This is a genomic window from Streptomyces sp. WMMB303 (genome assembly GCF_029351045.1).
Lineage (GTDB): Bacteria > Actinomycetota > Actinomycetes > Streptomycetales > Streptomycetaceae > Streptomyces.
Genome location: NZ_JARKIN010000001.1, coordinates 4,058,313 through 4,080,757 on the forward strand (window position 1 = coordinate 4,058,313; position 22,445 = coordinate 4,080,757).

Consider the following 22,445-nt stretch of genomic DNA (forward strand, 5'->3'; position numbering starts at 1 on the left):
GCCGGGGGTCCGTCAACCGCGTTCCGGCGCTGCGGAGTCCGCGAGCCGCCGCCCGCGGCCGGCCCGCCGGTGCGCGTGCCGCAGCGCCCCGCCTCCCCCGTCACATGACCCCGCGCGTAATCGACCGGCCGGCCCGCGCCGGGGCACAGTCGTGGCACCGCCCCGCCGGAGCACACCGGCGGTGGCACCCGGACGAGAGGACGAGACCATGAACACCTACGAAGCCGCTGTGGAACGCTACTTCGCCGCCTGGAACGCACCCGACGCGGCGAGTCTGGCCGCGGCCGTGGCCGCGGCGTGGACCGAGGCGGGCAGCTACACCGACCCGCTGGCGCAGGCAACCGGCCACCCGGAGCTGACCGCGACGATCCGGGCCGCCCAGGAGCAGTTCCCCGGCTGCACGTTCCGGCTGACCGGGGCGGTCGACGGACACCACGACATCGCCCGGTTCTCCTGGGAGCTGGTGGTCGCGGCCGACGGCTCCGCTCCGGCGGCGGGGTCCGACGTGCTCACGCTGGCCGACGACGGCCGGATCGCCTCGGTCAAGGGCTTCCTGGACCGGGTGCCCGGCGCCTGACCACCCGGGCGGCGGGCTACGGTGCCCGGATGGACACGGGGACGCAGGATTCCGGCACCGCGGGCTGGCCCGTCGCGGCCGGGACGACGGCGCTGAGCGTGCTGCTGCCGGAGGTGGACCCGCTGGTCCGCGACTGGCGCGGCCGCTACGACACGGCCGCGCGGAACGGCGGAAGCGCACATCTGACGGTGCTGTTCCCCTTTCTGCACCGCGACCGGATACGCTGCCCCCAGCGGGCGGCGCTGGCGGCGCTGTACGCCCGGCACCAGCCCTTCACGGTCACGTTCGGCCGCTGCGGATCCTTCCCCGGCGTGCTGCACCTGGTGCCCGAACCGGCCGCCCCGCTGCGCGCACTGACCGCGGCGGCAGCCGCCCGGTGGCCCTCGCATCCGCCCTACGGCGGTCTCCTCGGCGCGGTGGAGCCGCATGTCACGGTCGCCAACAGCGGCGGCCCCCGCGTGCACCGGCGGATCGCGGCGCAGCTGGCGGCACGGCTGCCGGTGACCGCACGGGTGAGCCGCGTCGAACTGGTCGTCCACGAGGAGGGCCGCTGGCATCCCTGGCTCGGCTTCCCGCTGGGCGGCTGAGCCGCCCGGGCAGCGGCCTCCCGGCGCGTGGGCGGGCCTCAGGGCCGGTGGTCCGCCGGGATCTCCTCCCCCGCCGGTACGGGGCCCGGCGGGGTGCCGTCGCCGAAGGGGCGGCCGCCGAGCTGTTCGCGGTGGTGCGGGGTCAGCCACCCGGACAGGTCCGGCCCCGCGGGCACGATCGAGGTGGGGTTGATGCCGGTGTGGACGACGTAGTAGTGCCGCTTGATGTGGTCGAAGTCGACCGTGTCGCCGAAGCCGGGCGTCTGGTACAGGTCCCGCACGTACGCCCACAGCACCGGATCCTGCTCCAGCTTGTTGCGGTTGCACTTGAAGTGGCCGTGGTAGACGGCGTCGAACCGCACGAGCGTGGTGAACAGCCTGATGTCCGCCTCGGTGAGCGTGTCGCCGACCAGATAGCGCTGGTCCCGCAGCCGCTCCGCCACCAGATCCAGCCGGCGGAAGACGTCCGTGTAGGCGGAGTCGTACTCCTGCTGCGTGGTGGCGAACCCGGCCCGGTACACGCCGTTGTTGACGTCCCGGTAGATCCCCTGGGCCACCTCGTCGATCTCCTCCCGCCGTGCCTGCGGGTAGAGGTCGGGCGCGCCCGGCCGGTGCAGCGCGCGCCACTCGGTCGCCAGGTCGAGGGTGAGCTGCTGGAAGTCGTTGGTCACCAGCTTGCCGCTGGGCACGTCCACCACGGCGGGCACGCTGACACCGCCCGGGTAGCCCGTCTCGCGCTTGTCGTACGCCTCGTGCAGGAAGCGGATTCCGAGCACGGGATCACGGCCGCCGGGGTCGAGGGTGAAGCGCCAGCTCCGGTCGTCCTGGATCGGGTCGGCGACGGCCAGCGGGAGCGCGCTCTCCAGGCCCAGCAGTCGGCGCGAGACCAGGGCGCGGCTCGCCCAGGGACACGCACGGCTGACCACGAGCCGGTAGCGGCCCGCCTCGACGGGCCAGCCGTCCCTCCCGTCGGCCGTGATCCGGTCGGCGAAGTGGCTCCTGGACCTCTTGAACGCCTTCCGGCCGTACTCGGTGTTCCCGGCGTCGCCGCCGACCGCAGCGGTAGTCATCCCGGTCTCCTTCCCGCAGTCCGTCCGGGGCAGCGGAGTCCCCGGCTTCCCGAGCGCATCCCATCACCCCGGCGGTCCCGTTGCCGAGTAGCGACGCGTGAGGAATGCGGTGCGGGGCAGGAGACGGGCTTCCCCGGCCGGGGGTCGGCGCGTCCCGGAGCGGCTCGCGGCACCCCGCCCGTCCACGCGACGTGCTCGACGTGCTCGCGACGGCGTCGGCGCCTGCTCAGCGGCCGAGCTGCCAGGGAAAGGGGAGAAGTTGGTCGGCCCGGCAGTAGACCTCGCACGCGAAGGGGAGTAAGGCCGCGGACGGGTGCAGCCGGGCGCCTTCGAGGCTGGCCAGCAGCCGGGCCGTGTGGTGGATGCATCCGGTGTGCTGCGCCCCGTTGCGGTCGATGACGGTCACGGCGGTGAGTCCGCCCTCGCACGGTGTCGGATCCGCCCGGTCCGCCGCCGCGCACCGCGGGCCGCCGTTCGCCGCCGTGCTGTCCATCCCGCACCCCCGAGTTGCTCGCCCCCGCTCACCGGTCAGCCAGTGGCTTCCCCCAACGGGAGTGGGCCATGGCCGATTTGGAATAGCCATGGACAATTCTTGACGCGCCGGACGCGGCGCGCACCGGCGCCCGGCGCAGCCCGGGGGCGCTGGGCATGGCTGTCAGGCGGCTGCGAGGAAGTCCCGCACCACCGGGGCCAGCGTCCCGGCGGGCGCATGGTGGAAGGCTCCGGACACCGTCCGGTGCTCGCCGCGGGGCAGGGCCTCCGCCACGGCACGCGCGGCGTCCTGGAGCAGCCGCGTGCTGGCGTCGCTGGAGAGGACGAGCGCGGGGACCCGCACAGCGGTCAGGACTCCGAACGGGAGGGTGGCGTCGCCGAGCATCGTGGTGTCGTAGCGGAGTGTGTGGGCGACTCTCGTCAGGCCAAACCAGGCCGGGGAGCGGCGGGCGCCCTCGACGGACTCCGGTGGCAGCCCGATGATCTCCCCCAGGAAGTACGCGACGGCGTCCGATCGCCGCTCCCGGTCGAGGAGCTCGGCGAGCCGGGCCGCCCGCGCCGGATCCTGGGGGTGTCCCACCGCGCCGGTGAAGGGCGGTTCGAAGAGCACCAGCCTGCCGGGGGCCGCCCCGGCGCCCGCTGCCGCGCCGAGCGCGATCAGAGCACCGGAGGACACGCCGTAGGCGCATGCCGCTCCCGTGCCGACTTCTCCGAGGACGGCGGCCAGGTCCTCGGCCTCCCGCGCGGGGGCGTAGGGCAGGGTGTCGCCGCTCTCGCCTCTGCCCCGGCGGTCGTAGACCACCCCGGAGAGCCCGAGGCCGGCCAGTTCACGGGCGAGCGGCAGACCCTCGTGCCGGGTGCTGAGCGCGCCACCGGTCAGGACGACGGGCGGCCCGTCCCCGAACCGCTCGAGGGCGATCTCGGTGCCGTCGGGCGAGGTGGTGAAGCGCACGGTCATGGCGGCCCTTCCTGACTGCGGTGGTGTGCTGAGACTTCTACCAGCAGCCGGTGCCCGGCGGCGGCCGGACGCGGCCCGGTTCCCCTCTCAGTCCGGCGGTGGCGGGGGCGGTGTGGGGGCGCCGGCCGGCGGAGGCAGCTTGGGCAAGCGGCGCGGTGCCGTGTCCCCCGCCGGGCCGGGCCGCGGGATCCGCGCGGCCCCGGGCGGGGCGGACTCCGTGCCGGGTGCCGCACCGCGTGCGGGTCCCGCCGTAGCCGGGGGCGGCAGCAGCGCGTCGCGGTGGGCGCCGGGGTCCCAGCCGGGCTCGACGACACGCTTCTGCACCAGGACGGCTCCGGCCAGCACCAGGGCCCCGACGGCGAGCATCAAGGCGATGCCGACCGCCGAGCCCGCCCTGCCCGCATAGCCGATGAGGGTGCCGAACCAGCCGAAGTCGGCGTCGCCGAAGGTGGTGTTCTCCTTCCCGAAGGTGCCCAGCACCTTCAACAGCACGGCGGGCAGCAGGGTGATGAGGACGCCGTTGCAGAACGCGCCCAGCGCGGCACCCCGTCTGCCGCCGGTCGCGTTCCCGTAGACACCGGCCGCGCCGCCGGTGAAGAAGTGCGGCACCAGCCCCGGAAGCACCAGCGCCAGGCCGAGGGCGGGGTTGAGCAGCCAGGCCAGCAGCCCGAGCGAGCACAGGCCGCCGGTGAAACTGGCGAGGAATCCGACGAGCACCGCGTTCTGCGCGTACGGGAAGACGATGGGCGCGTCCAGCGCGGGCACGGCACCGGGGACGACCTTGTGTGCGATCCCCTGGAAGGCGGGGACGAGTTCACCGAGGATCGTCCGGACGCCGAAGAGGATGACGGCTACCGCGATGCCGAACCGGAGGCCCTGCATCACGGCCTGCATGAAGTAGTCTCCCAGGCCGGTGGCGGCCGTCCCGCCGGCGGCGGCGAACGCCTGGAAGGCCCTCGCCTCACCCGCGTCGGCCAGGTACAGGAGCGCCATGACGAGGTGGATCAGCAGCATGGACAGCGCGGTGGCCACCATCGAGTCGCGCAGGAACCGCATTCCTTCCGGCAGCTTCATGTCCTCGGTGCTGCGGCTGCGTCCGCCGACGAGCCGGCCGACGGCACCGGCGGTGATGTAGCCGGCCGTGCCGAAGTGGCCGACGGCGATGCTGTTGTCGCGGGTGATCCGCTTGGTCCACGGGTGCGCGAAGGCGGGCATCGAGACGAGGAGGATGCCCAGCAGTGCTCCGCCGACGGTCACCACGAGCCACCCGGGCAGGCCCGCGGTCGCCAGCACCATCGTCAGCAGGGTCGCCATGAACAGCATGTGGTGGCCCGTGAGGAAGACATAGCGCAGCGGCGTGAACCGGGCCAGCAGCAGCGAGAGGGCGAATCCCGCGATCATCAGCCAGGCGACGCGGGCGCCGAACCGGTCCTGCGCGATACCGACGATCGCCTCGTTGGTCGGGATCACCCCGTGCGCCCCGGTGGCGCCCTGGATCATCTCGCCCAGCGGAGCCAGCGCGCTGACGACGAGTCCGGCTCCGGCGCTGATCAGCAGAAAGCCGAGCGTCGCCTTGACGGCCCCACCGGCGATCTGCCCTCCGGGTTTCCGCAGAGCCGTCAGACCGGCCGCCGTGATGAGACCGATGAGGTACGCGGGGACGCTCAGAATCTCGGTGCCGAGGAATGCCGCGATCGTGACCAGCCAGTCCATGGAGCCTTCCGCTGCGTGCCGTGTTCGGGCGGGTGGGGAGAGTGCCCCGCGGGCGTGCGGGAGCTGCGGGGGCGTGTGGCGGGGAAGCGGGACGCGGTCAGACGTCGTAGGTGTCGCGCAGCACGGCGTCCACCTCCTTCTCGCTGGTGAAGTCCGCGACGACCCGCACCGGGACGCCCAGGTCGCCGAGGAGCCCGGCGATCTCGCGCGAGGTGAGGACGGCTGCGGCCTCGGATGCTCTGCCCCTCGCGGAGACGGTGTCCGTGGCCTCGACGGTGACGTGCCGGTCCCAGCCCCAGCGCTCCAGCACCCGCTCCAGGGTGTTCTTGAGGAAGAGGCTGGTGCCGACCCCGTTCCCGCAGACGGTGAGGATCCGCTGCACGGCCGGCCCGCTGGGCGGCAGCTGGTCACCGCCGCTCTCGCGCGCGGCGAGCAGCCGGTGCACGGCCTGCGGGGTCGGTGCGGTGCGCAGCGCGGCCTCGGCGTCCGGATCGGCCAGCAGTCCGGCGAGGGCCGCCATGGCCGCCGTGTGGGCGCCGGAGTCCGCCGCGGCGAGGGCGACGACGAGGGTGACCGGATCGTTCGTCGGATGGCCGAAGACGACGGGGCCGGCCGGCCGCACCCACGCCAACCCGGTCCGGTGCACCGCGGGCGAGGGTCGGGCGTGTACGAGGGCGAGGCCGGGTGCGACGACGACGTAGGGCCCGTTCTCCTCGAGGTTCCCGATCATTTCTTCCGTGTACGCGTCGGTACTGACACCTTGCGTGACCAGCAGCTCCCCCGCGGCGCGGACCACCGAGCGCCAGTCGGCCGCGGCGGTGTCCAGCCGGATCGCCGCACAGGGCAGCAGTTCGCTCAGTGACGCCATGCCCCGGATACTGGCACGCCGCTCCTGTCGGCCGGCGGGCAGGCCCGGCCCCACGGGCCTGTGTCGCTGCCGGCGGCAGGGGTACCCGGCCGTCCAGCGGACGGTTCGGGCCGCCTCCGGGCAACCGGGGTCCGTGGAGCAGCGATCGCAGCGCGCCCAGGAGCACCAGGGAGGAACCATGCGCCTCGATTCCCTCGCACCTCTTCTCGACCGGAACGGACCGTGGGCCACCGTCTGCACAAGCACGGCGCAGGCCACCGAGAGCGCCGGGGACGAGCGGCGGCTGGCGGCCCGCGCCGCGGGGGACGAGCTGCTCCGGCAGGGCGCCGACTCCGCCACCGTCGAGGCCGTCACCGGGCACCTGGCCGCACTCTCCCCGCGCACCCGGCCGCAGGGCAGTGCGGTCTTCGCGGCGGACGGGGACCTGGTGCTGGACCTGCCGCTGACCGTGGCGCCGGAACGACAGCACGTCGCCTGGTCGACGCTGCCGCATCTCGCACCGCTGCCGGAACTGCTGGCCGAGAACCCCCGCTGTCTGACGGCACGCATCGACCGGACGGGGGCCGACTTCGAGCTGGTGGACGCACACGGGACGCACAGCGCGGGGCAGGCCACCGGCGAGGAGTGGCCCATCCACCGCAATTCCACCGGGGAGCTGTCGGAGAGGCACTTCCAGCTGCGGGTGGAGAACACCTGGGAGAGCAACGCCGGGCTGATCGCGGAGGCGATCGAGCGCCGCTTCCGGGAGACGGCCGCCGATGTGCTGGTGTTCAGCGGCGAGCCCCGGGAGCGGCGGGCCGTGCACGAGAAGCTGCCGGAGCGGTTGCGGGCCGGGGCCGTGGAGACCTCACACGGCGGCCGCGCGGCGGGCGCCTCCTCGGAGCTGTTGGACCGGGAGACGGCACGGGCCCGTGCGGAGTACGTCGAACGGCACACCGTCGAGGCGCTGGCCGCGCTGCGGGCCGCGCACGCGCCCGGCCCCTCTCCCGCGGGCTCGGGCACGGCCGAGACGGTGCCCTCACTGGTGGAGGCGGCACGGGAGCACCGGGTGGCGACGCTGCTCGTGCGGCCCGGGGGTCCGGACAGGGACACCGAGGTGTGGGTCGGCGACGGCGCTGACCAGGTAGGGGTGCGGCGCTCCGAGCTGCAGTATCTCGGAGCGCCTGAGCCCGCCTCCGCGCGGGCCGACGACGCGCTGCTGCGCAGTGCGCTGGCGACCGATGCGGAGGTGCTGCTCGCCGCGCCCGGGGAAGAGCTTCCGGTCGGCGGGCTGGGCGCCCTGCTGCGGTGGTCCCACGTGTCCCACGGGAGTCAGGAGGAGGAGACCGCCGCGGAGTGAACTCTGCCCGGCCGGGCAGCCGCGCGCCCGGCGGGCCGGCGCGACGCCCGGCAGCGGCGCGAGGGCGCTGCCCGCGGGCGGGCACGGGGGCGCTGGGAGCGCCCCGGCCCCATAACGCCTCCGACTTCACGCTCTTCCAGGAGGGGGCGGAGGAGGCGACCGCCCAGGGCCGGGAGCTGCGGTCCAGCCACCCCGACAGCAGGCCGAAGCAGGCACCCGCCAGAGCGAGGAGTGCGCCTAGCCAGCTCGGCGAGGTGAGTCCGAAGCCGGCTGCGATGACCACACCGCCGAGCGAGGCGCCCAGCGAGTTGGCGATGTTGAAGGCGGACTGCACGCTGGCGGAGCCGAGTTCGGGCGCGTCCCTGCCGTGGTCGAGGATGCGGGCCTGGACGCTGGGGATGGCGGCCATGCCCGCGATCCCGGTGAGGAACACGTTGACGGCGACCAGGACGGTGTTCTGCGCCGTCACCAGGAACATGCTCAGCGAGAGCGCCAGCGCGAGCAGTGCCCCGCACATCGTGCGCACGGGGCGGTCGGCGAGCCGTCCGCCGAGCATGGTGCCCACGGTCATCCCCGCTCCGGCCAGCGCCAGCAGCGCGGTGGCCGCGTTGGGGGTGTAGCCGCTGACCTCGGTCACCAGCGGCTGGATATAGGTGTAGAACGAGGAGGTGCCGGCGAAGCCGAACACCACCACGGCGAAGGCGAGCCACACCTGCGGTCTTTTGAATATGCCGAGTTCGCCGCGCACGGTTCCCCTGCCGGTCTCGCGCTGCACGGGGAGCAGCGCCGCGAGGGAGACGAACGCGAGCACGCCGATACCGGCGACCACGATGAACGTCCAGCGCCAGCCGACGGTCTGGCCGAGCAGGGTGCCCAGCGGTGAGCCGACGATATTGGCCATGGGTACGCCGACCAGCACCACGGAGAGTGCTCTGCCGCGCTTTTCGGGGGCGACGAGACCGGCCGCGACGACGGCTCCGATTCCGAAGAACACACCGTGCGGGAGCCCCGCGGTGAAACGCGCCGCCAGCAGCAGTTCATGGCTCGGGACAAGGGCTGACGCTGTGTTCCCGAAGATGAACATGCATGTCATTGCGAGCAGTATTGTCTTACGCTGGACCCGCATACCCACGACGGTGAGAAGCGGTGCTCCGATCACGACACCGAGCGAGTAGAAGGAGACGTAGCCACCGGCTTCGGAGATGCTCACTCCCATGTCGGAGGCGGCCTCGGGAAGTAGACCTATCATCACGAACTCGGCTGTGCCCGCACCGAACGTTGCAATGGCCAGGGCCAGGAGGGCAAGGGGCAACGGGGACCTCCTTGCAGGAGTGGGGTGTTGTGCTGCCCGGCTCGCCTCGGCGGGCCGTTCCTCGAAAAGAAGCGTGCCGCAACACCGGATTCACGCACACGGTTTCCGCATAAGGCTGCCCATACTAGGATTCCCGGAACTCGGTGAACTCGCCCTGAAATCACGGCAGTCGAGAACCGCAACGGCCAAGAAGCCGTCCGCACCGCACGCGTGTTTCGGCGTGTCGCCGCAGATTTCACCGACTACGGTGAGAGCAGGGAGAGTTGCGGGTGACCGGAGCGGCGGTTGTGGCTCGGGAATTCCGGATACTCGCGGGAGATTCACGCGCGGTATCGGTGACGACATTCGACCGGCAAGGATCGCGGCGGATCGCGTTGCCGGGGTGAACCGGCCGAAAATTCCGCACTCGTGAGAGGCCGGGTCACTGCCTCGGCCGCGCCGAGGAGGTGGCCGCGCGGCGCGCGGAGGCGGCGGTCACCGTCCGGCGGACCGAAGCTGCTCAGCGCAGTACGGCCGCCAGCAGGTCGGTCCCCAGCACCGTCAGATCGGACAGGTTGAGGGTGTAGCGGACGTGACGACCGTGCCGCCGGGTCGTGAGCAGGTCCGCGCGGCGCAGGACCGCGAGATGACGGGACACCTCCGGGAGGGAGAGTCCCCAGGCGTGGGCCGGCTCACCGGTGGTGTGCGGGCCGCGGGCGAGGGTGCGCAGCAGCCGCAGCCGTACCGGGTGCGCAAGCGCCTCCAGCCGTAGCGTGACCGTCTCCAGCGACACCGGCTCCGGCGGACTCGTCTCGGCCACGGGGTACTGCACCACCGGCTGCCACCCGCGCGCGTGGATCACTACCAGGTGGGGCCGGCCGAAGACGCTGGGCAGGAAGGTGACCCCGGTGCCGTGGGCGGTGGTCGCATTGTCCTGCAGCTTGTCCACGGTGATGCAGGTACCGTCCTGCGCCGGGGCCAGGGCCCGCTCACGCGCCGGTGCGTCGGCGAGCGGCGACGGCGCGGCGAAGTGGACCCGGTTGTTGCCGCACGTGGTGATGAGCGCGGCGGTCACATAGGTTTCGTCGTCGATCCGGTCCACATCGTCCAACTCCTCGGCGAGGGTGGACCGGGGACGAGCGGGAACCAGGAAGTCGGCTCGTGAGGATCGCCAGAGGAACCCCGCTTCTCTGAGCCGCTCGGCCGACTCGGGCGGGAGCCCGGCCCACACGTTCGCGGCCCAGCCGGCGTGCTGTGGATGATGCGCGGGTTCGGCCAGCACGTGCAGCATCGCGGTCAGCTCGGCCAGCGGGGAGCGGCGAACCGCAGTCCCCCGGCCGGCAGGCCGCCGATGTCGATTCTCACCGTCATCCCCGCATCATCGCCGGTCGGATGGTCGAGGACCATGCCGCTTGACGGTGTCCGTCAAGCGGCACAGTGGACTCGGCGGCCGAACGCACCGTTGACGCCATGACCACCACCGTCAAGATTCAGCCGCGCGCCCTCGTCCGTGCCTCCGGAGGCCCCGGCTATGCCGTCGCCCTGGTCGTGGACGCGCTCGGCACCGGCCTGCTCCGGCCCCTTCTGCTGCTCTACGGGGTGTCCGTGCTGAGGCTCTCCGCACCGGCCACCGGCATCGCCATGACGCTCGGCGCCGTCGTGGGTCTGGTGTGCATGCCCGCGGTCGGCCGATGGCTGGACCGGGGCGCACGCAGCACGGTCGTGGCGGCTTCGATGCTGGTGCGGGTGCTGGGCGTGGCGCTGCTGCTGGCCGCCCCGGCGGGGAACGTCTGGCTGTTCGCGACAGCCGCGCTCTTCCTCGGCATCGGCAACCAGGCATGGCCGGCCGCTCACGCCGCCCTCGTGGCCACGGTCGCCCACGGCCGGGAGCGCGACGTCGCCCTCGCGGGGGGCCGCGCCCTGCGCAACGCCGGTCTGGGCACCGGTGCCCTCCTCGCCACCGCATGCCTGGCGGGCGGCACCACCGCGTTGCAGGCGCTGGCAGCAGTCACCGGGCTCGCCTACCTCGCGGCGGCGGCCCTGGCGTGGTCGGTCCATGTGCAGGCGCATCCGGCAGCCGCCGAGGCCGAGGACGGGGGCGGCGAGCCCGCGCCCCGGATGCGCACGCTCCTGGCCGCCAACATCATCTATGTCTTCTGCCTCAACGTGCCCGAGGTCGCGCTCCCCCTTGTCCTGGTGACGCAGTTGCACGCCTCCCCGGTGTGGTCGGGCGCCATCTTCGTGGCCAACACGGTGCTGGTGGTCACCCTGCAGGTACCGGTCACCGTCCTGATGTCCCGCTTTTCCCGCCGGTCCGTGCTGGCCCTCGCCGGCGTGGTACTCACCGTGTCCTATCTCGGCTTCCTCGTGGCCACGTCGCTGGGACACGGCTGGGGCGCCCCGGCCGTCGCAGCGGTGTCCGTGGTCTGCACCCTCGGCGAGATCGGCTACGCGGGCAGCGCCACGGCGCTCGTCACCGCGCTCGCCCCGGCGCATGTCCTGGGGCGCGCCCTCGCCCGCTTCCAGCTCTCCACGGGTTTCGGCCTCGCCGTCTCCCCCGCGGCCCTGACCGCTCTCGCCCCGCACGGTCCGGCTGCTCTCTGGGGCACCCTCGCCGCCGCGACGCTCCTCTCCACCGGTGCCGTCGCCGCCGAGCGGGATCGGGAAGGGATCTCACCGGCTGCCACCGGGCCGAGCCGGGCTCGTGAGCAGGGGGAGGCGGGCACCTCCCGGCCGGGAGTGGTGGGGAGCCGTCCGGCCGGGAGGGGAGGAGGCGTCAGCCGCCGATGTTGACGTCGACGCAGGCGTAGAAGGCGTTCGCGGTGTCCGCGACGTTCCAGACCGCGAGCACCTTCTGCTTACCGGTGAAGCCCTGGAATCCGACGTGGTGGGAGACGTACTGCGGAGGCTGCGCTCCCCCGTCGTCGAACTCGGCGATCTTGGTGTTGCCGATGAAGTACTGCCAGGTGGTCGTGCGGTGCCGGGCCGTCAGCTTCCAGTTGAAGGTGGCCGAGCTGCCGACGTCGGTGACCTTCCAGCCCTTGCTGTCGTCGCGCAGTTCGGCGAAGCGCTCATTGCCGCCCGCACAGTCCTTGAGCCCCTTGGGGCCCTCGACGCTCTGCGGCTCCCACTTGATCGAGCCGCAGGAGACGGTGCCGTTGGCACACTGGGCCTGCCTGCTGGCCGGGTTGGTGATCCAGCCGTGCGCGGAGGCCGGGGTCGCGGTGAGACCGAGAACCAGTACCGGGGCGAGACCGGCACCCGCCAGGGCCGCTAACTTCCTTCTGGTACGCGATGTTCGGTGCATCTCAACTCCTTCGGTGGGGGGAGAGCACACAGTGGGGATTGGTCTAGACTTTAGCGGCTGACAGGGAACGGTCAAGCCTTCGGGAAGCTGAAGCCGTAGCCCTGGCTCTTGAGCCAGGGCAGCAGCCGGCGCAGCGCCTGGTAGGTCTCGGACCGGTCGCCGCCCCCGTCGTGGAAGAGGATGACCGCACCGTCCTCCACCTGCTCCTTGGCGTGCCGCACTATCGCGTCGGTCCCCGGGAGCTGCCAGTCCCCCGGGTCGACGATCCAGCCAAGCGGCCGCATCCCGTGCTCGGCCGCCACCCGTCGGCTGGTGGGGGTGAAGGCGCCGCCCGGCGCACGGTAGTAGTGGACAGGCGCACCTCCCGACGCCTTGTCGATCATGCGTTTCGCGTCGAGTATCTGCCGCTTCTGGTAGTCGGCCGGCTTGTGGTCCATTCCCGTGTCGTGGTCCACGGAGTGGTCGCACAACCGGTGCCCCTCCGCGACGATCCGCTTGACGAGATCGGGATGGCGCTCCGCGTTCGGGCCTATCAGGCAGAAGGTCGCCTTGATGTGGTACTGCCGCAGCAAGTCCAGCGTCCTGGGCGTCCACTCCGGATGCGGACCGTCGTCCAGGGTGAGTGAGACCGCGCGTCCGCCCTCCGCCGCGTGGTGGCTGATCGTCCGGCTGACCTTCCGCGGAGGCGCCTTGGGCTTCGCCCGCCCGGCGCCGGACCGCTTCTCCGCCGGTGCGGCGGCGTGCTCGCCCGCGCGCGCGGCACGCACGCTCTGCTCCCAGCCCGGATGCCGGCCCGCGGCGGAGGCCCCCGTGTCCGTCCCGACGAACGCCGTCAGCAGCCCGACGGCCACGGTTCCCACCGCGGCGGCCGTCGCCACGGTCGCCGGCCTGCCACCCCGCTTGCTGTGCACTTCTGCTCCCAACTGCCCGTTTTCACCGTGCTTGTCATACAGGCAGACCCCTCCGGAAGGCCGACGGTTGCAGCCGCGGAGTGAGAGATACGCCGCATTCGGCGCGGGGCTGCACGACAGCCACGCCGGGCACCCTGACAGCCTGGAGGGGAGGACCGACGAGAGCAGGGAGCACAGGCGATGGCGACCAGCGTGGCATTCACCGAGGACCTGGCGCGGGAGGTGCTGGCCGCCGCGACGGACGGCGCCGGCGGTACGGCGGAACTGCTGTCCCTCGGCGAGAACGCCGTCTTCGCACTGGACGGGACCGTCGTACGGATCGGTCGGGACGCGCAGCTGCTGTCCCGCGCCGAGCACGAGCTGCGAGTCGCCACCTGGCTGGAGAGCGAGGGAGTGCCCGCCGTCCGCGCAGCGGAGCCGGAGGCCCGCCTGGTCGGTGGGCACCCGGTCACCTTCTGGCAGCGGCTGCCCGCCGCGGTGCGCCCGGCCGGGCCCGCGGACCTGGCCGGACTGCTGCGGCTCGTGCACGCGCTGCCCGAGCCCCCGTTCACGCTGCCGCCCCGGGAACTGCTGGGCGGCGTCGAGCGCTGGCTGCGGCTGGCCGGGGACGCGGTGCCGCGCGAGGACGCGGCGTTCCTGCGGGCGCGCCGGGACGACATCCTCGCCGCACTGCCCGGACTCGTCCCCCACCTGCCGCCCGGCCCGCTGCACGGGGACGCCCTGCCCCGCAACGTCCACATCACCCCGCAGGGGCCACTGCTGGTGGACCTGGAGACGTTCTCCTCCGATCTGCGCGAGCACGATCTGGTCGTGATGACGCTCAGCCGCGACCGGTACGGGCTGCCGGCCGCGGAGTACGAGTCGTTCTGCGCCGGCTACGGCTGGGACGTGCGCGAATGGGAGGGGTGTGCGGTGCTCCGCGGGGCGCGGGAGACCGCGAGTTGCGCATGGGTCTCCCAGCACGCGCCCGGCAACCCCGCGGCCCTGAGCGAGTTCCGGCGCAGGGTGGCCTCGCTGCGCGCCTCCGACCCGGCGGTCCGCTGGCATCCGTTCTGACTCCGGGCGCGGGTCCGGGCCGCAGGGTCTTCCGCGCTCCCGGCCCGCCGGCGACGGCCGGCTCTACCGCCAGCCCCGCGCCGTCAGTTCCTCGGCGAAGCGGGCGTAGGAGTCTTCCAGGGCCGCCTTCTCCGCCGGGACCGGCTCGATCAGGCGCCCTTCTCCAGCCATCACCGCGGCGGCCTGCTCCAGCGAGGGGTGCAGGGTGCCGACGGCGGCCAGCAGCGCGGCACCGAAAGCGGTCTCCGCGCGGTCGGCCACCCGGAGCGGCAGGTCCAGCACAGTGGCGCGGATCCGGTTCCACAGCGGGCTGCGGCTGCCCCCGCCCGCCGCGTACAGCGGAGCTGTGACGGGCACCCCGAGGGCCCTGACCCGTTCCAGGGCGAGCCGTTCGAGGAAGGCCACCCCCTCCAGGTCCGCACGGTGCCTGTCGGCGTCGTCGGCGGGGGCGCCCAGCAGAAAGCCGCGCGCGGCAGCCGCCACGAACGGGAAGCGCTCGCCCTCGCGGCGGAGCGGATAGCTGACGCAGGAGGCGGGGCCGCGTGCGGCCGCCGCCTCGTCGAGCCCGGGCAGGTGTGCGGGGGTGCGGTGGGCCAGCGCCTCGCCCCCGGTGTTGGCGGCGCCGCCGGGCAGCCACCAGCCCTCCGGGTGCCGATGGCTGTAGAAGGCGCCGGCCGGATCGGTGACCAGCTCGCGGGTGACCCCCTTCAGGACGTAGGTGGTGCCCAGGACACCGACGAACTGGCCGGGGGCCACCGCGCCGGTGGCGAGCTGTCCCGCGCAGCCGTCGGTCATCCCGAGCCGTACCTCGCAGCCCGCGGGCAGCCCGGTCTCCGCGGCCGCCTCGGTGCAGACGGTGCCGGCGCAGCTGCCCGGCGGCCGGACCGGGGGCAGCCAGCTCGCCGGGATGCCGAGCGCGTCCAGGACCTCCGCCGGCCACTCGGCCGTGCGCGGGTCGTAGCCGGTCTTGAGCGCGTGGCTCCAGTCGGCGGCGACCGGCTGCCCGGTGAGGCGGCGGCCGAGCAGCTCGGGGGTGTGGAGCACCCGCGCGGCGCCCGGGAAGTCGGCCGTGTGCCGGGCGTACCAGGCGGCGCGGCCCAGTGCCGCGGTGGGTCCCACCGTGAGCCCGAGGGCCCGCCAGCGGGCGGCGCCGCTGTGCTGCGCCGCGCTGTTGAGGTCCGCGGCCCGACGGTCGTCGTACATCAGTGCGGGGCCCAGCGGCCGTCCTGCCGCGTCCGCCAGCACGAGGGTTCCGGAGGTGGCGGAGACGGCGACGGCGCGTACCTCGGCACCGCGTGCGGGCAGTGCGGCGGTGGCCCGGCGCAGCGCCTGTGCCGCGGCGGGCCACCAGCGGGTGGCGTCCTGCTCACTGCGTCCGCCCCCGTCCCGGACCGGTTGCGGCAGCGCAGCGCCGCCCTCGGCGAGCACTGCCCCGCGGGCGTTCACACAGACGACCCGGACCGCTGCGGTGGCGACGTCGATCCCGGCGACGACCGGGTCCGCCGGAGGGCCGGGGGCGGTGGCTCCAGGCGCGGCTGGGCTGTGCATGGCATCCCTTTCAGTCTTGATGTTAATTTCACATCCAAAATGTGATGTCACTGCTGGTCGCTCACCTCGGCGACCCGTACCTCGGCGTGCTCCCGCAGTTCGACCAGCAGGCCGCCGGCCACCCCGTCGTCCACCACGACGTAGTCGAAATCGGCGACCGGGCACAGCCGGTGCAGCGCCGTGCGGGCGGCCTTGGAGCGGTCCATCAGCAGCGCCGTACGCGTACCGGAGGCGAGCATGGCGCGCTTGACCAGCACCACGTCCTGCTCCTGGTGGAAGGTCATGTGCGCGTTCATCGCCGAGGTGCTGACCAGCGCCAGGTCGACCGACATCGCCTCGATGGCCTCCACACAGGGAACACCCAGGAACGCGTCGTGGGTACGGGAGTACTCGCCCCCCAGCGCGACGAGCCGCACCTCCTCGCACCCCGCGAACACCCCCAGCACGCGGCGGGCGTTGGTCAGCACGGTCAACGGGGTCCGCTCGCGCAGCAGCGCGGCCAGCGCCAGCACCGAGGTGGAGTCGTCCAGCATCACCGACATACCCGGCTCGACCAACTCGGCCGCGGCCCGCGCCACGGCCTCCTTCTCGGCCACGTGGACACCGAGCCGGTAGTCGAGGTTGCTCTCGAAGACGCTGGTGGGCAGCGCGGAGACGCCACCGCGGAAGCGCCGCAGCACGCCGCGCGCGGCCAGTGCCTCCAGGTCCCGGTGCACCGTCATCACACTGACACCCATGGCCTGGGCCAGCTCGCCGACGGGCACCGTGCCGCGCCGGACGACGTGCTCGGCGATGCGCTGCCTGCGGCGCTGCCGGGAGCGGGCGGAGCCGCCCGACGGACCCGGTCCGCTCACGGCCGCTCCTCGGCCCGCTCGTCACCGCCGGCCGCAGACGGCGGCCCGAGCGCCGCACCCGTGCCGGTGGGGACGTTCAGCGCGCGCAGCGCCGTCCACGCGCCGTCCACGTCGATCTCGGTGACGGCCGCGTTCTCCAGCCTCGGCAGCACCTGCCGGTAGCGTCCGACCGGGATGCCCAGCAGCGCGCACAGGGCGATCCGGAAGGCGGTGTTGTGCGCGACCACCAGCACCGTGCGCCCCTCGTGCGCGGCCGCCACCTCGCGCAGCGCCCCGGACACCCGGGAGGCGACAGCCGCAGGCGGCTCGGAACCGGGGAAGGCTCCGCTCTCCGCGTCCCGCTCGAAGGCACGCACCCGCTCGGGGTCGTCGGCCGCCAGTTCCGCGAGGGTGCGGCCCTCGCCCCAGCCGAAGTCGCTCTCGCGCAGCCCCTCGTGCACGGCGGGCCGCAGCCCGAGGGCCCGCGCGGCGGGCTGCGCCGTCCGCCTGGCCCGCTCCAGCGGCGAGCTGACCACGGCGCCGACCGGGTCCCGCCGGGACCGGGCGAGGACCCACCCGGCCAGCTCCTCGGCCTGCTGCCGTCCGGCGTCGGTCAGTGCGATGTCGGAGATCCCGGCGTACCGGTTCTCGGCGTGCCAGACGGTCTGGCCGTGCCGGACGAGCAGGAGCCGGGCGGTCATACATCCTCCAGGGACTTCGGAGACTTCGCGGACTTCGGGGTGAAGGGCGGGTGCGGTGCGGCGCACGGTCTCACCCTGTCGGACTTCTTCACGTGGAGCGCTATAAATATAACAAGTTTGATGTGAGGATAGTGCGAGCTACCGCAACCGGAAGGGCAAACGGCCATGACCGAAACCGCTGGGGCGATCATCGGTGTCGACATCGGCACCTCCGTCACCAAAGCCGTGGCATTCGGCCGCGACGGCACCCGCCTGCACGCCGCCGCCCGCCCCTCCACCCTGCTGCGGAGCTCCGGGGGCCGCGTCGAGCAGGACCTGGAAGAGGTGCTGAGCGGTGTCGCCGAGGTCGTCGCCGAGGTGGGCGGTGCGCTGCCGGAACCGCCCGCGGCGCTCGCTCTGACCGGACAGGGCGACGGGCTGTGGCTGCGCGACGCGCGGGGGCGGGCCGTGCGGCGGATGATCTCCTGGATGGACGGCCGCGCGGCGCCGCTCGTCGATCGCTGGCAACGGGACGGCACAGTGGCCGAGGTCTTCCGGCACACCGGCTCCGGCCTGTTCCCCGGCTGCCACGCCCCCCTGCTGGCCTGGCTGCGCGCACACGAGCCCGAGGCGCTGGAGCGTGCGGCGGTCGCCGGCTACTGCGTCGACGCGGTGGCCCAGCGGCTAACCGGCACCGTCGGGGTGGACGCCTCCGACGCCACACTGCCCTTCCTCGACCCGGTCACCCGCACCTACGCGCGCCCGGCGCTGGCCGCCTGCGGTGTCGAGGACGCGGCCGCGCTGCTGCCCGCACCCGCCGCGCCGCACACCGTACTGGCCCTCGACGACGGGGGAGCCGCGCTGCTGGGCCTGCCCGCCGGGCTGCCGGTCACCTCCGGCCCTTACGACCTGCCCGCCTGCGCCCTCGGCAGCGGGGTGCGGGAGGTGGGCGACGGCCTGCTGACGGTGGGCACGACACTGGCCTGCCAGGTCCTCACCGACCGGGTGGAGCGGGACCCGGACGGCGAACCGGCCGGGATGAGCCTGTGCACCCCGCAGCCGGACCGCTGGCTGCGGGCACTGCCCGCGATGGTCGGCACGGCCGGGATCGACTGGGCCCTGGGCATGGTCGGCGCGACCACCGGCGACCTGGAGACCCTGCTGGACAGCAGCCCCGTCGGGGCCCACGGTGTGGTGGCGCTGCCGTTCCTGTCCGAGGCGGGCGAGCGGGCACCGTTCGTCGCCCCCGCCGCGCGGGCCTCTTTCGAGGGCATGTCCCTGACGCACGGCCGGGCGGATCTGGTGCGGGCCATGTGCGAGGCGGTCGGCTACGCGGCACGGCACTGCCTGGAGACCGCGGGCCTGTCGCGAACCCCGGCCGCGTGCGGCGGCGGCACCCGCTCCCCCGGCTGGATGCGGATCTTCGCCGGGATCCTCGGCCGCCCGGTGCGGGTGCCCGCCGAGCCGGAGGTCGGAGCCAAGGGTGCCGCCCTGGTGGCCCGCAGCGCGCTGGGCGACCCGGTCGACGAGGAGCAGTGGCACGCCGGGTACCGGCTGGTGGAGCCGGACGAGGCCGACCGGGCCCGGTACGAACAGGGTTACGCGGAGTACCGTGAGCGGGTGGCGGCGGCGCGGGCCCGCTGGGCGGACTGACCCCGCAGCGACCAGAGTGATGTCGCTTTCCCGCCGGTCCCCCGGTGCGCGAGCGGCGAGACTGGAGGGGAACGCAGAAGGGACGCGCCATGCACCGCAAGCACACCGTCATCGACAGCCCCGTCGGTCCGCTGACCCTGGTCGCCACCGACGGCACCCTGTCCGCCGTCTACATGGACAAGCAGCGGCACCGTCCCGCCCAGGAGACGTTCGGCACGAGCGACCCGAGCGCCTTCGGCGGGGCGGTGGAGCAGCTGGAGGAGTACTTCGCGGGGGAACGCACGGAGTTCACGCTCTCCCACGCCGCCGAGGGGACCGGGTTCCAGCACACCGTCTGGGACGCGCTGTGCGGCATCCCCTACGGCCGGACCCTCTCCTACGGGCAGCTCGCCGAGCGGATCGGCAGGCCGGGCGCCGCGCGCGCCGTCGGGCTGGCCAACGGACGCAACCCGCTCAGCATCGTCGTGCCCTGCCACCGGGTGGTCGGCTCCACCGGGAGCCTGACCGGGTACGGCGGCGGTATCGAACGCAAGCGGCACCTGCTCGACTTCGAGCGGGGCGCCCTCGCCGCGCAGGGGGGAGGGCACCCGACGTCGCTGTGGTGAGAGGGGTTTGCTTTTCGGCGCGGCGGCCACCCGTGCCGCGACCGAGACAGCACCGCTCCTCAGGAGGCAACGATGTTCCGCGCCCTGGCCGATGTACTGCGGGCGATCGGCGGTGCCATCGCCACTGTCGTCACGCTCCCCTTCCGGGCACTGGCCCGGCTGTTCGCGGGAGCCTCCCGCTCAGCGCGCTGACCCGATCCGCGGCTGCGGACCGCCGAAGGCCAACAGGACCTTCGGCGGTCCGCTCCTGCCTTGCTCCAGGAGGGCGAAGGCCGCGCTCACCGATTCCCCGGACACCGCGGGCAGGACTTCGGCGACCAGCGGCTCCGCCTCCAGGACGCCCCGTTCGAAGAGCTCCACCGTGCGGTCGTAGTGCGCGATCCCGTGCTGGATACCGAGCACGTCCACGCCCTGCAGGGACAGTTCACCGGGGACGAAGGAGACCGGCTCCCTGGCCACCCCCACCAGCGCGACCCGTCCGCCCCGCTCCGCCATCCGCAGTGCGCCTGTGAAGGCGGCCGCGGCCCCCGACGCCTCCACGACCAGGGAGTATTCGCCCTGCGGCGCCTCGTCGGCGTGGTGGGCCGTGTCGGCTCCGCAGCGCAGGGCCAGGTCCAGGCCCGCCCGGTCCACGCCGACCGCGTCCACCCGGGCCGCCTGCCGGTGCGCGAACTGCACCGCCAGCAGCCCCATGGTGCCGGTGCCGACCACGGCCACCCGGTCGTCGAAGCGCAGCCGCGCCCGCTCGAACGCCTCCACCACCGAGACCGCCGGCTCGATCAGCGCGCCCGCCGCCTCCGGCAGCCCGGACGGCAGCGGTGTGAGCGCGTGCACGGGCACCCGAACATACTCCGCGGCGCCGCCCTGCAGCCCGTAGAGCCCCGTCTCCCGCAGCGCGGTGCACATCTGGGCGCGTCCGGCGTGGCAGCGGGCGCAGCGGCCGCAGGGCACCATCGTGCGCCCCACCACCGACGAGCCGACCGCGGGAGCGTCCGCGGGCGGTTCCCCGGCGTAGGCGGCCACCTCGCCGTGCCATTCGTGGCCGAAGACGTGCGGGAAGGTGAGGCGGCCGTCCTGGAGGAACGCCGAGGTGCCGTGCAGGATCTCCAGATCCGTGCCGCAGATCCCCGCGTGCCGCGTCCGCACCAGTACGGTGCCCGGCTCGGGCGCGGGTACCGGAACGGTGGCCAGATCGGTCCGTCCGATGCCGGTGATGCGGGCGGCACGCATCGTGCCACCGGGCCAGTTCCCCTTCAACGGGCGTCCTTTCGCGAGGGGCTCGGTGCGGGCGGCACCGCTGGTCCGCCGCTTCCGGTCACCCCTGGATCATGGCACGGCGCGGGATGGGCACCTCATCAGGGTGCACGGTCGCGGTGATGCCGGGCGCCGCCCACGCCGTGGACGGCTCGACCGGGTACGCGGCGTGCTGCTCGGCGGCCGGCCCGGCGGCGCCGCGGCTGAGCGTGTGGTTGCGACACCGAAGCGCATGCTCTCCGAGCTTCCTGCTGCGGTGGAGTGACGAGTCTCCCGGTTGCTACCCGGATGCCGGGCCCGCCCGGGGTTCGGATGCGGGGTGCTCCGCGCGGTCGCGGCGCAGCGCGGTGAACGCGCGGGCGTCCTTGGACCAGGCGTCCTCCGGCGTCCACCCGGTGGCACGAGCCGTGCGATGCAGGGCCGCGGTGCCCAGGCGGGCCCAGGGGAAGGGGGTTCCGGCGCCGCGGGCGTTCTCCATCCGCACCTGTCGCCGCTCGTCCACGTCCTCGCCGGCCACCTCCACCAGCAGCAGCCCGCCGGGGCGCACCAACTGGGCGATGCGGCGCAGCAGCAACAGGGGGTCGCCGCCGATCCCGACGTTGCCGTCGATCAGCAGCGCGGTGTCCCAGCCGCCGGATGCGGGCAGCGGATCGAAGACCGAACGCCGCAGGGCCCGTCCGCCGCGCCGCCGGGTGCGCTCGACCGCCGCGGCGTTGAGGTCGATGCCGAGCGGCGCGTGCCCGTACTCGCGCAGGGCGGCCACCAGGCGGCCCGGACCGCAGCCGATGTCGAGCACCGTGCCCCGGCAGCGGTCCAGGACGGTCAGGTCGGCGGCGTCGGCGGCCGCGCACCAACGTTCCACCTCCAGGGTGTGCGACCAGCCGTCCGGTCCGCGCAGATACAGCGGGCCGCGGCCCAGGAGGAGCGCTTCGGTGTAGGGGTCCTCGGTCCAGGAGCCGGCGTCGGCTCGTGTGCCTCCGTTCACCTCCGCGCCGCCCCCGGGGCGCGGTCCTGGTCCGCGGGTCCCGCAGGCGGTGGACCCAGCAGCCGCAGCAGCCGGGCGTGTTCGGCCGCGAACAGGCCGGCCGGGGCCTCCCCGGCCACTGTGGCCGCGTCGCCCGGCTCGTCCACGTCCCGCAGCTCCGGCAGGTCCTGGACGCGCAGCCCGGCGGCGAGCAGCCGGGCGCGCTGCGCCGCGCCGGTGGCGGCCGTGGACATGGGCACGCCGCGCAGCAGCGCGGGGTCGGGCTCGGCCAGGCCGAGCGCCCAGAAGCCGCCGTCGGCGGCGGGGCCGAACCAGGCGTCGTAGTGCTGCCAGGCGTCAGCCCGGGTGGCGGGTGCCAGCAGTTGCGGGGTGAGCTGCGGGGTGTCCATACCGACGAGCAGCGCCGGGCCGTCGCACCGGGCGAACGCGGCAGCCAGCCGTTCGTCCAGCCCGCCGCCGTCCTGCGGTACGACCTCGATGCGGTCGCCGCCCTCCTCGGGTCCCGGCAGCCAGGGGCCCGGGCTGCCGTCCAGGACCAGGATGCGGCGGCGCGCCGGGGCGGCGAGTACGGCGCGCAGGGTGTCGGTGAGCGCGGCGGCGGCGAGAGCTGCCGCGCCGTGCGGGGTGAAGGCCGGCGCGAGACGGGTCTTGACCCGGCCCGGCAGCGGCTCCTTGGCGATGACGAGCAGCGTGGTGGGCTCCGGCATCACGCGTCCTC

At 73.9% G+C, this 22,445-nt stretch carries 21 protein-coding genes and 2 pseudogenes; 8 read left to right on the top strand and 15 right to left on the bottom strand.

Translation table 11 applies throughout. The features are described 5' to 3' along the window. Positions 1 to 208 precede the first annotated feature (208 nt). Both P2424_RS18080 and P2424_RS18085 read left to right on the top strand, forming a co-directional pair. A complete protein-coding gene (locus tag P2424_RS18080) occupies positions 209 to 577 on the top strand; it encodes a nuclear transport factor 2 family protein (protein ID WP_276476780.1) in 369 nt (122 codons plus the stop codon). 29 nt (positions 578 to 606) lie between these two features. After that, complete coding sequence (locus P2424_RS18085) at positions 607 to 1,164, top strand: 2'-5' RNA ligase family protein (protein WP_276476782.1); 558 nt, start codon at positions 607 to 609, stop codon at positions 1,162 to 1,164. A gap of 38 nt (positions 1,165 to 1,202) precedes the next feature. Here the strand turns inward: P2424_RS18085 and P2424_RS18090 are convergent, their stop codons facing one another. The 5 genes from P2424_RS18090 to P2424_RS18110 all read right to left on the bottom strand — a co-directional run bounded on the left by P2424_RS18090 (position 1,203) and on the right by P2424_RS18110 (position 6,265). Continuing rightward, positions 1,203 to 2,234 carry a glutathione S-transferase C-terminal domain-containing protein gene (locus P2424_RS18090; RefSeq protein WP_276476783.1) on the bottom strand — a complete coding sequence of 344 codons (1,032 nt, stop codon included), beginning with the start codon at positions 2,232 to 2,234 and terminating at the stop codon, positions 1,203 to 1,205. A gap of 226 nt (positions 2,235 to 2,460) precedes the next feature. Continuing rightward, entirely contained in the window at positions 2,461 to 2,727 is a 267-nt protein-coding gene (locus P2424_RS18095; protein WP_276476784.1) for a hypothetical protein, read from the bottom strand. A 162-nt stretch (positions 2,728 to 2,889) separates the two neighbouring features. Further along, entirely contained in the window at positions 2,890 to 3,684 is a 795-nt protein-coding gene (locus P2424_RS18100; protein WP_276476785.1) for an alpha/beta hydrolase, read from the bottom strand. A gap of 87 nt (positions 3,685 to 3,771) precedes the next feature. Then, entirely contained in the window at positions 3,772 to 5,397 is a 1,626-nt protein-coding gene (locus P2424_RS18105) for a PTS ascorbate transporter subunit IIC (RefSeq protein WP_276476786.1), read from the bottom strand. Positions 5,398 to 5,494: 97 nt separating this feature from the next. Further along, positions 5,495 to 6,265 carry a PTS sugar transporter subunit IIA gene (locus tag P2424_RS18110; RefSeq protein ID WP_276476787.1) on the bottom strand — a complete coding sequence of 257 codons (771 nt, stop codon included), beginning with the start codon at positions 6,263 to 6,265 and terminating at the stop codon, positions 5,495 to 5,497. A gap of 178 nt (positions 6,266 to 6,443) precedes the next feature. On the opposite strand from P2424_RS18110, the gene P2424_RS18115 reads away from it, so the two are divergent. Continuing rightward, the gene (locus P2424_RS18115) at positions 6,444 to 7,604 is read left to right on the top strand and encodes a Vms1/Ankzf1 family peptidyl-tRNA hydrolase (protein ID WP_276476788.1); all 1,161 of its coding nucleotides are present in this window, start codon (positions 6,444 to 6,446) and stop codon (positions 7,602 to 7,604) included. Positions 7,605 to 7,950: 346 nt separating this feature from the next. Here the strand turns inward: P2424_RS18115 and P2424_RS18120 are convergent. Beyond that, positions 7,951 to 8,853: pseudogene (locus P2424_RS18120) on the bottom strand (MFS transporter); the annotation flags it as partial. 562 nt (positions 8,854 to 9,415) lie between these two features. Then, a pseudogene (locus tag P2424_RS18125) lies at positions 9,416 to 10,266 on the bottom strand (DUF5937 family protein). 99 nt (positions 10,267 to 10,365) lie between these two features. Between P2424_RS18125 and P2424_RS18130 the strand changes: the two are divergent. Then, positions 10,366 to 11,688: an MFS transporter gene (locus tag P2424_RS18130; protein WP_276476789.1), complete on the top strand. Its 1,323-nt coding sequence runs from the start codon at positions 10,366 to 10,368 to the stop codon at positions 11,686 to 11,688. Here the strand turns inward: P2424_RS18130 and P2424_RS18135 are convergent. Further along, positions 11,672 to 12,202, bottom strand: coding sequence for a lytic polysaccharide monooxygenase auxiliary activity family 9 protein (locus P2424_RS18135; RefSeq protein ID WP_276476790.1), 531 nt, complete (start codon positions 12,200 to 12,202; stop codon positions 11,672 to 11,674). The two genes, P2424_RS18130 and P2424_RS18135, sit on opposite strands and share 17 nt — an antisense overlap. A gap of 71 nt (positions 12,203 to 12,273) precedes the next feature. Beyond that, positions 12,274 to 13,113, bottom strand: coding sequence for a polysaccharide deacetylase family protein (locus tag P2424_RS18140; protein ID WP_276476791.1), 840 nt, complete (start codon positions 13,111 to 13,113; stop codon positions 12,274 to 12,276). Positions 13,114 to 13,293: 180 nt separating this feature from the next. On the opposite strand from P2424_RS18140, the gene P2424_RS18145 reads away from it, so the two are divergent. Further along, the gene (locus P2424_RS18145; RefSeq protein ID WP_276476792.1) at positions 13,294 to 14,169 is read left to right on the top strand and encodes an aminoglycoside phosphotransferase family protein; all 876 of its coding nucleotides are present in this window, start codon (positions 13,294 to 13,296) and stop codon (positions 14,167 to 14,169) included. A gap of 63 nt (positions 14,170 to 14,232) precedes the next feature. Here the strand turns inward: P2424_RS18145 and P2424_RS18150 are convergent, their stop codons facing one another. Genes P2424_RS18150 through P2424_RS18160 form a run of 3 tightly spaced genes read right to left on the bottom strand, consistent with a single transcriptional unit; the run spans position 14,233 to position 17,251 of the window. After that, on the bottom strand, positions 14,233 to 15,717 hold the full coding sequence (locus tag P2424_RS18150) for an FGGY family carbohydrate kinase (protein WP_276476793.1): 1,485 nt from the start codon (positions 15,715 to 15,717) through the stop codon (positions 14,233 to 14,235). Positions 15,718 to 15,764: 47 nt separating this feature from the next. Next, complete coding sequence (locus P2424_RS18155; RefSeq protein ID WP_276476794.1) at positions 15,765 to 16,571, bottom strand: DeoR/GlpR family DNA-binding transcription regulator; 807 nt, start codon at positions 16,569 to 16,571, stop codon at positions 15,765 to 15,767. After that, positions 16,568 to 17,251, bottom strand: coding sequence for a histidine phosphatase family protein (locus P2424_RS18160; protein WP_276476795.1), 684 nt, complete (start codon positions 17,249 to 17,251; stop codon positions 16,568 to 16,570). Before P2424_RS18160 ends, P2424_RS18155 begins: the two co-directional genes overlap by 4 nt. A 165-nt stretch (positions 17,252 to 17,416) precedes the next feature. Between P2424_RS18160 and P2424_RS18165 the strand changes: the two genes are divergently transcribed. The 3 genes from P2424_RS18165 to P2424_RS18175 all read left to right on the top strand — a co-directional run bounded on the left by P2424_RS18165 (position 17,417) and on the right by P2424_RS18175 (position 19,680). Beyond that, the gene (locus tag P2424_RS18165; protein WP_276476796.1) at positions 17,417 to 18,883 is read left to right on the top strand and encodes an FGGY-family carbohydrate kinase; all 1,467 of its coding nucleotides are present in this window, start codon (positions 17,417 to 17,419) and stop codon (positions 18,881 to 18,883) included. An 89-nt stretch (positions 18,884 to 18,972) separates the two neighbouring features. Further along, entirely contained in the window at positions 18,973 to 19,488 is a 516-nt protein-coding gene (locus tag P2424_RS18170) for a methylated-DNA--[protein]-cysteine S-methyltransferase (RefSeq protein ID WP_276476797.1), read from the top strand. 72 nt (positions 19,489 to 19,560) lie between these two features. After that, complete coding sequence (locus tag P2424_RS18175) at positions 19,561 to 19,680, top strand: LPFR motif small protein (RefSeq protein WP_019357684.1); 120 nt, start codon at positions 19,561 to 19,563, stop codon at positions 19,678 to 19,680. Here the strand turns inward: P2424_RS18175 and P2424_RS18180 are convergent. From P2424_RS18180 to P2424_RS18190, 3 genes are all read right to left on the bottom strand, one after another. Further along, positions 19,669 to 20,745, bottom strand: a complete 1,077-nt coding sequence (locus tag P2424_RS18180; RefSeq protein ID WP_276476798.1) for an alcohol dehydrogenase catalytic domain-containing protein — start codon at positions 20,743 to 20,745, stop codon at positions 19,669 to 19,671. The two genes, P2424_RS18175 and P2424_RS18180, sit on opposite strands and share 12 nt — an antisense overlap. 277 nt (positions 20,746 to 21,022) lie before the next feature. Continuing rightward, positions 21,023 to 21,727, bottom strand: a complete 705-nt coding sequence (locus tag P2424_RS18185) for a methyltransferase domain-containing protein (protein ID WP_276476799.1) — start codon at positions 21,725 to 21,727, stop codon at positions 21,023 to 21,025. After that, positions 21,724 to 22,434 (bottom strand): DUF2064 domain-containing protein, encoded by a 711-nt coding sequence (locus P2424_RS18190; RefSeq protein ID WP_276476800.1) that lies wholly within the window; start codon positions 22,432 to 22,434, stop codon positions 21,724 to 21,726. Before P2424_RS18190 ends, P2424_RS18185 begins: the two co-directional genes overlap by 4 nt. Positions 22,435 to 22,445: the final 11 nt, after the last annotated feature.

Excerpts from the sequence above, each read along its gene's own strand:
- P2424_RS18100 (WP_276476785.1), bottom strand. The coding sequence starts at position 3,684 with ATGACCGTGCGCTTCACCACCTCGCCCGACGGCACCGAGATCGCCCTC.
- P2424_RS18080 (WP_276476780.1), top strand. The coding sequence starts at position 209 with ATGAACACCTACGAAGCCGCTGTGGAACGCTACTTCGCCGCCTGGAAC.
- P2424_RS18175 (WP_019357684.1), top strand. The coding sequence starts at position 19,561 with ATGTTCCGCGCCCTGGCCGATGTACTGCGGGCGATCGGCGGTGCCATC.
- P2424_RS18165 (WP_276476796.1), top strand. The coding sequence starts at position 17,417 with ATGACCGAAACCGCTGGGGCGATCATCGGTGTCGACATCGGCACCTCC.
- P2424_RS18190 (WP_276476800.1), bottom strand. The coding sequence starts at position 22,434 with ATGCCGGAGCCCACCACGCTGCTCGTCATCGCCAAGGAGCCGCTGCCG.
- P2424_RS18150 (WP_276476793.1), bottom strand. The coding sequence starts at position 15,717 with ATGCACAGCCCAGCCGCGCCTGGAGCCACCGCCCCCGGCCCTCCGGCG.
- P2424_RS18095 (WP_276476784.1), bottom strand. The coding sequence starts at position 2,727 with ATGGACAGCACGGCGGCGAACGGCGGCCCGCGGTGCGCGGCGGCGGAC.
- P2424_RS18115 (WP_276476788.1), top strand. The coding sequence starts at position 6,444 with ATGCGCCTCGATTCCCTCGCACCTCTTCTCGACCGGAACGGACCGTGG.
- P2424_RS18085 (WP_276476782.1), top strand. The coding sequence starts at position 607 with ATGGACACGGGGACGCAGGATTCCGGCACCGCGGGCTGGCCCGTCGCG.
- P2424_RS18105 (WP_276476786.1), bottom strand. The coding sequence starts at position 5,397 with ATGGACTGGCTGGTCACGATCGCGGCATTCCTCGGCACCGAGATTCTG.
- P2424_RS18090 (WP_276476783.1), bottom strand. The coding sequence starts at position 2,234 with ATGACTACCGCTGCGGTCGGCGGCGACGCCGGGAACACCGAGTACGGC.
- P2424_RS18130 (WP_276476789.1), top strand. The coding sequence starts at position 10,366 with ATGACCACCACCGTCAAGATTCAGCCGCGCGCCCTCGTCCGTGCCTCC.
- P2424_RS18145 (WP_276476792.1), top strand. The coding sequence starts at position 13,294 with ATGGCGACCAGCGTGGCATTCACCGAGGACCTGGCGCGGGAGGTGCTG.
- P2424_RS18110 (WP_276476787.1), bottom strand. The coding sequence starts at position 6,265 with ATGGCGTCACTGAGCGAACTGCTGCCCTGTGCGGCGATCCGGCTGGAC.
- P2424_RS18170 (WP_276476797.1), top strand. The coding sequence starts at position 18,973 with ATGCACCGCAAGCACACCGTCATCGACAGCCCCGTCGGTCCGCTGACC.
- P2424_RS18160 (WP_276476795.1), bottom strand. The coding sequence starts at position 17,251 with ATGACCGCCCGGCTCCTGCTCGTCCGGCACGGCCAGACCGTCTGGCAC.
- P2424_RS18135 (WP_276476790.1), bottom strand. The coding sequence starts at position 12,202 with ATGCACCGAACATCGCGTACCAGAAGGAAGTTAGCGGCCCTGGCGGGT.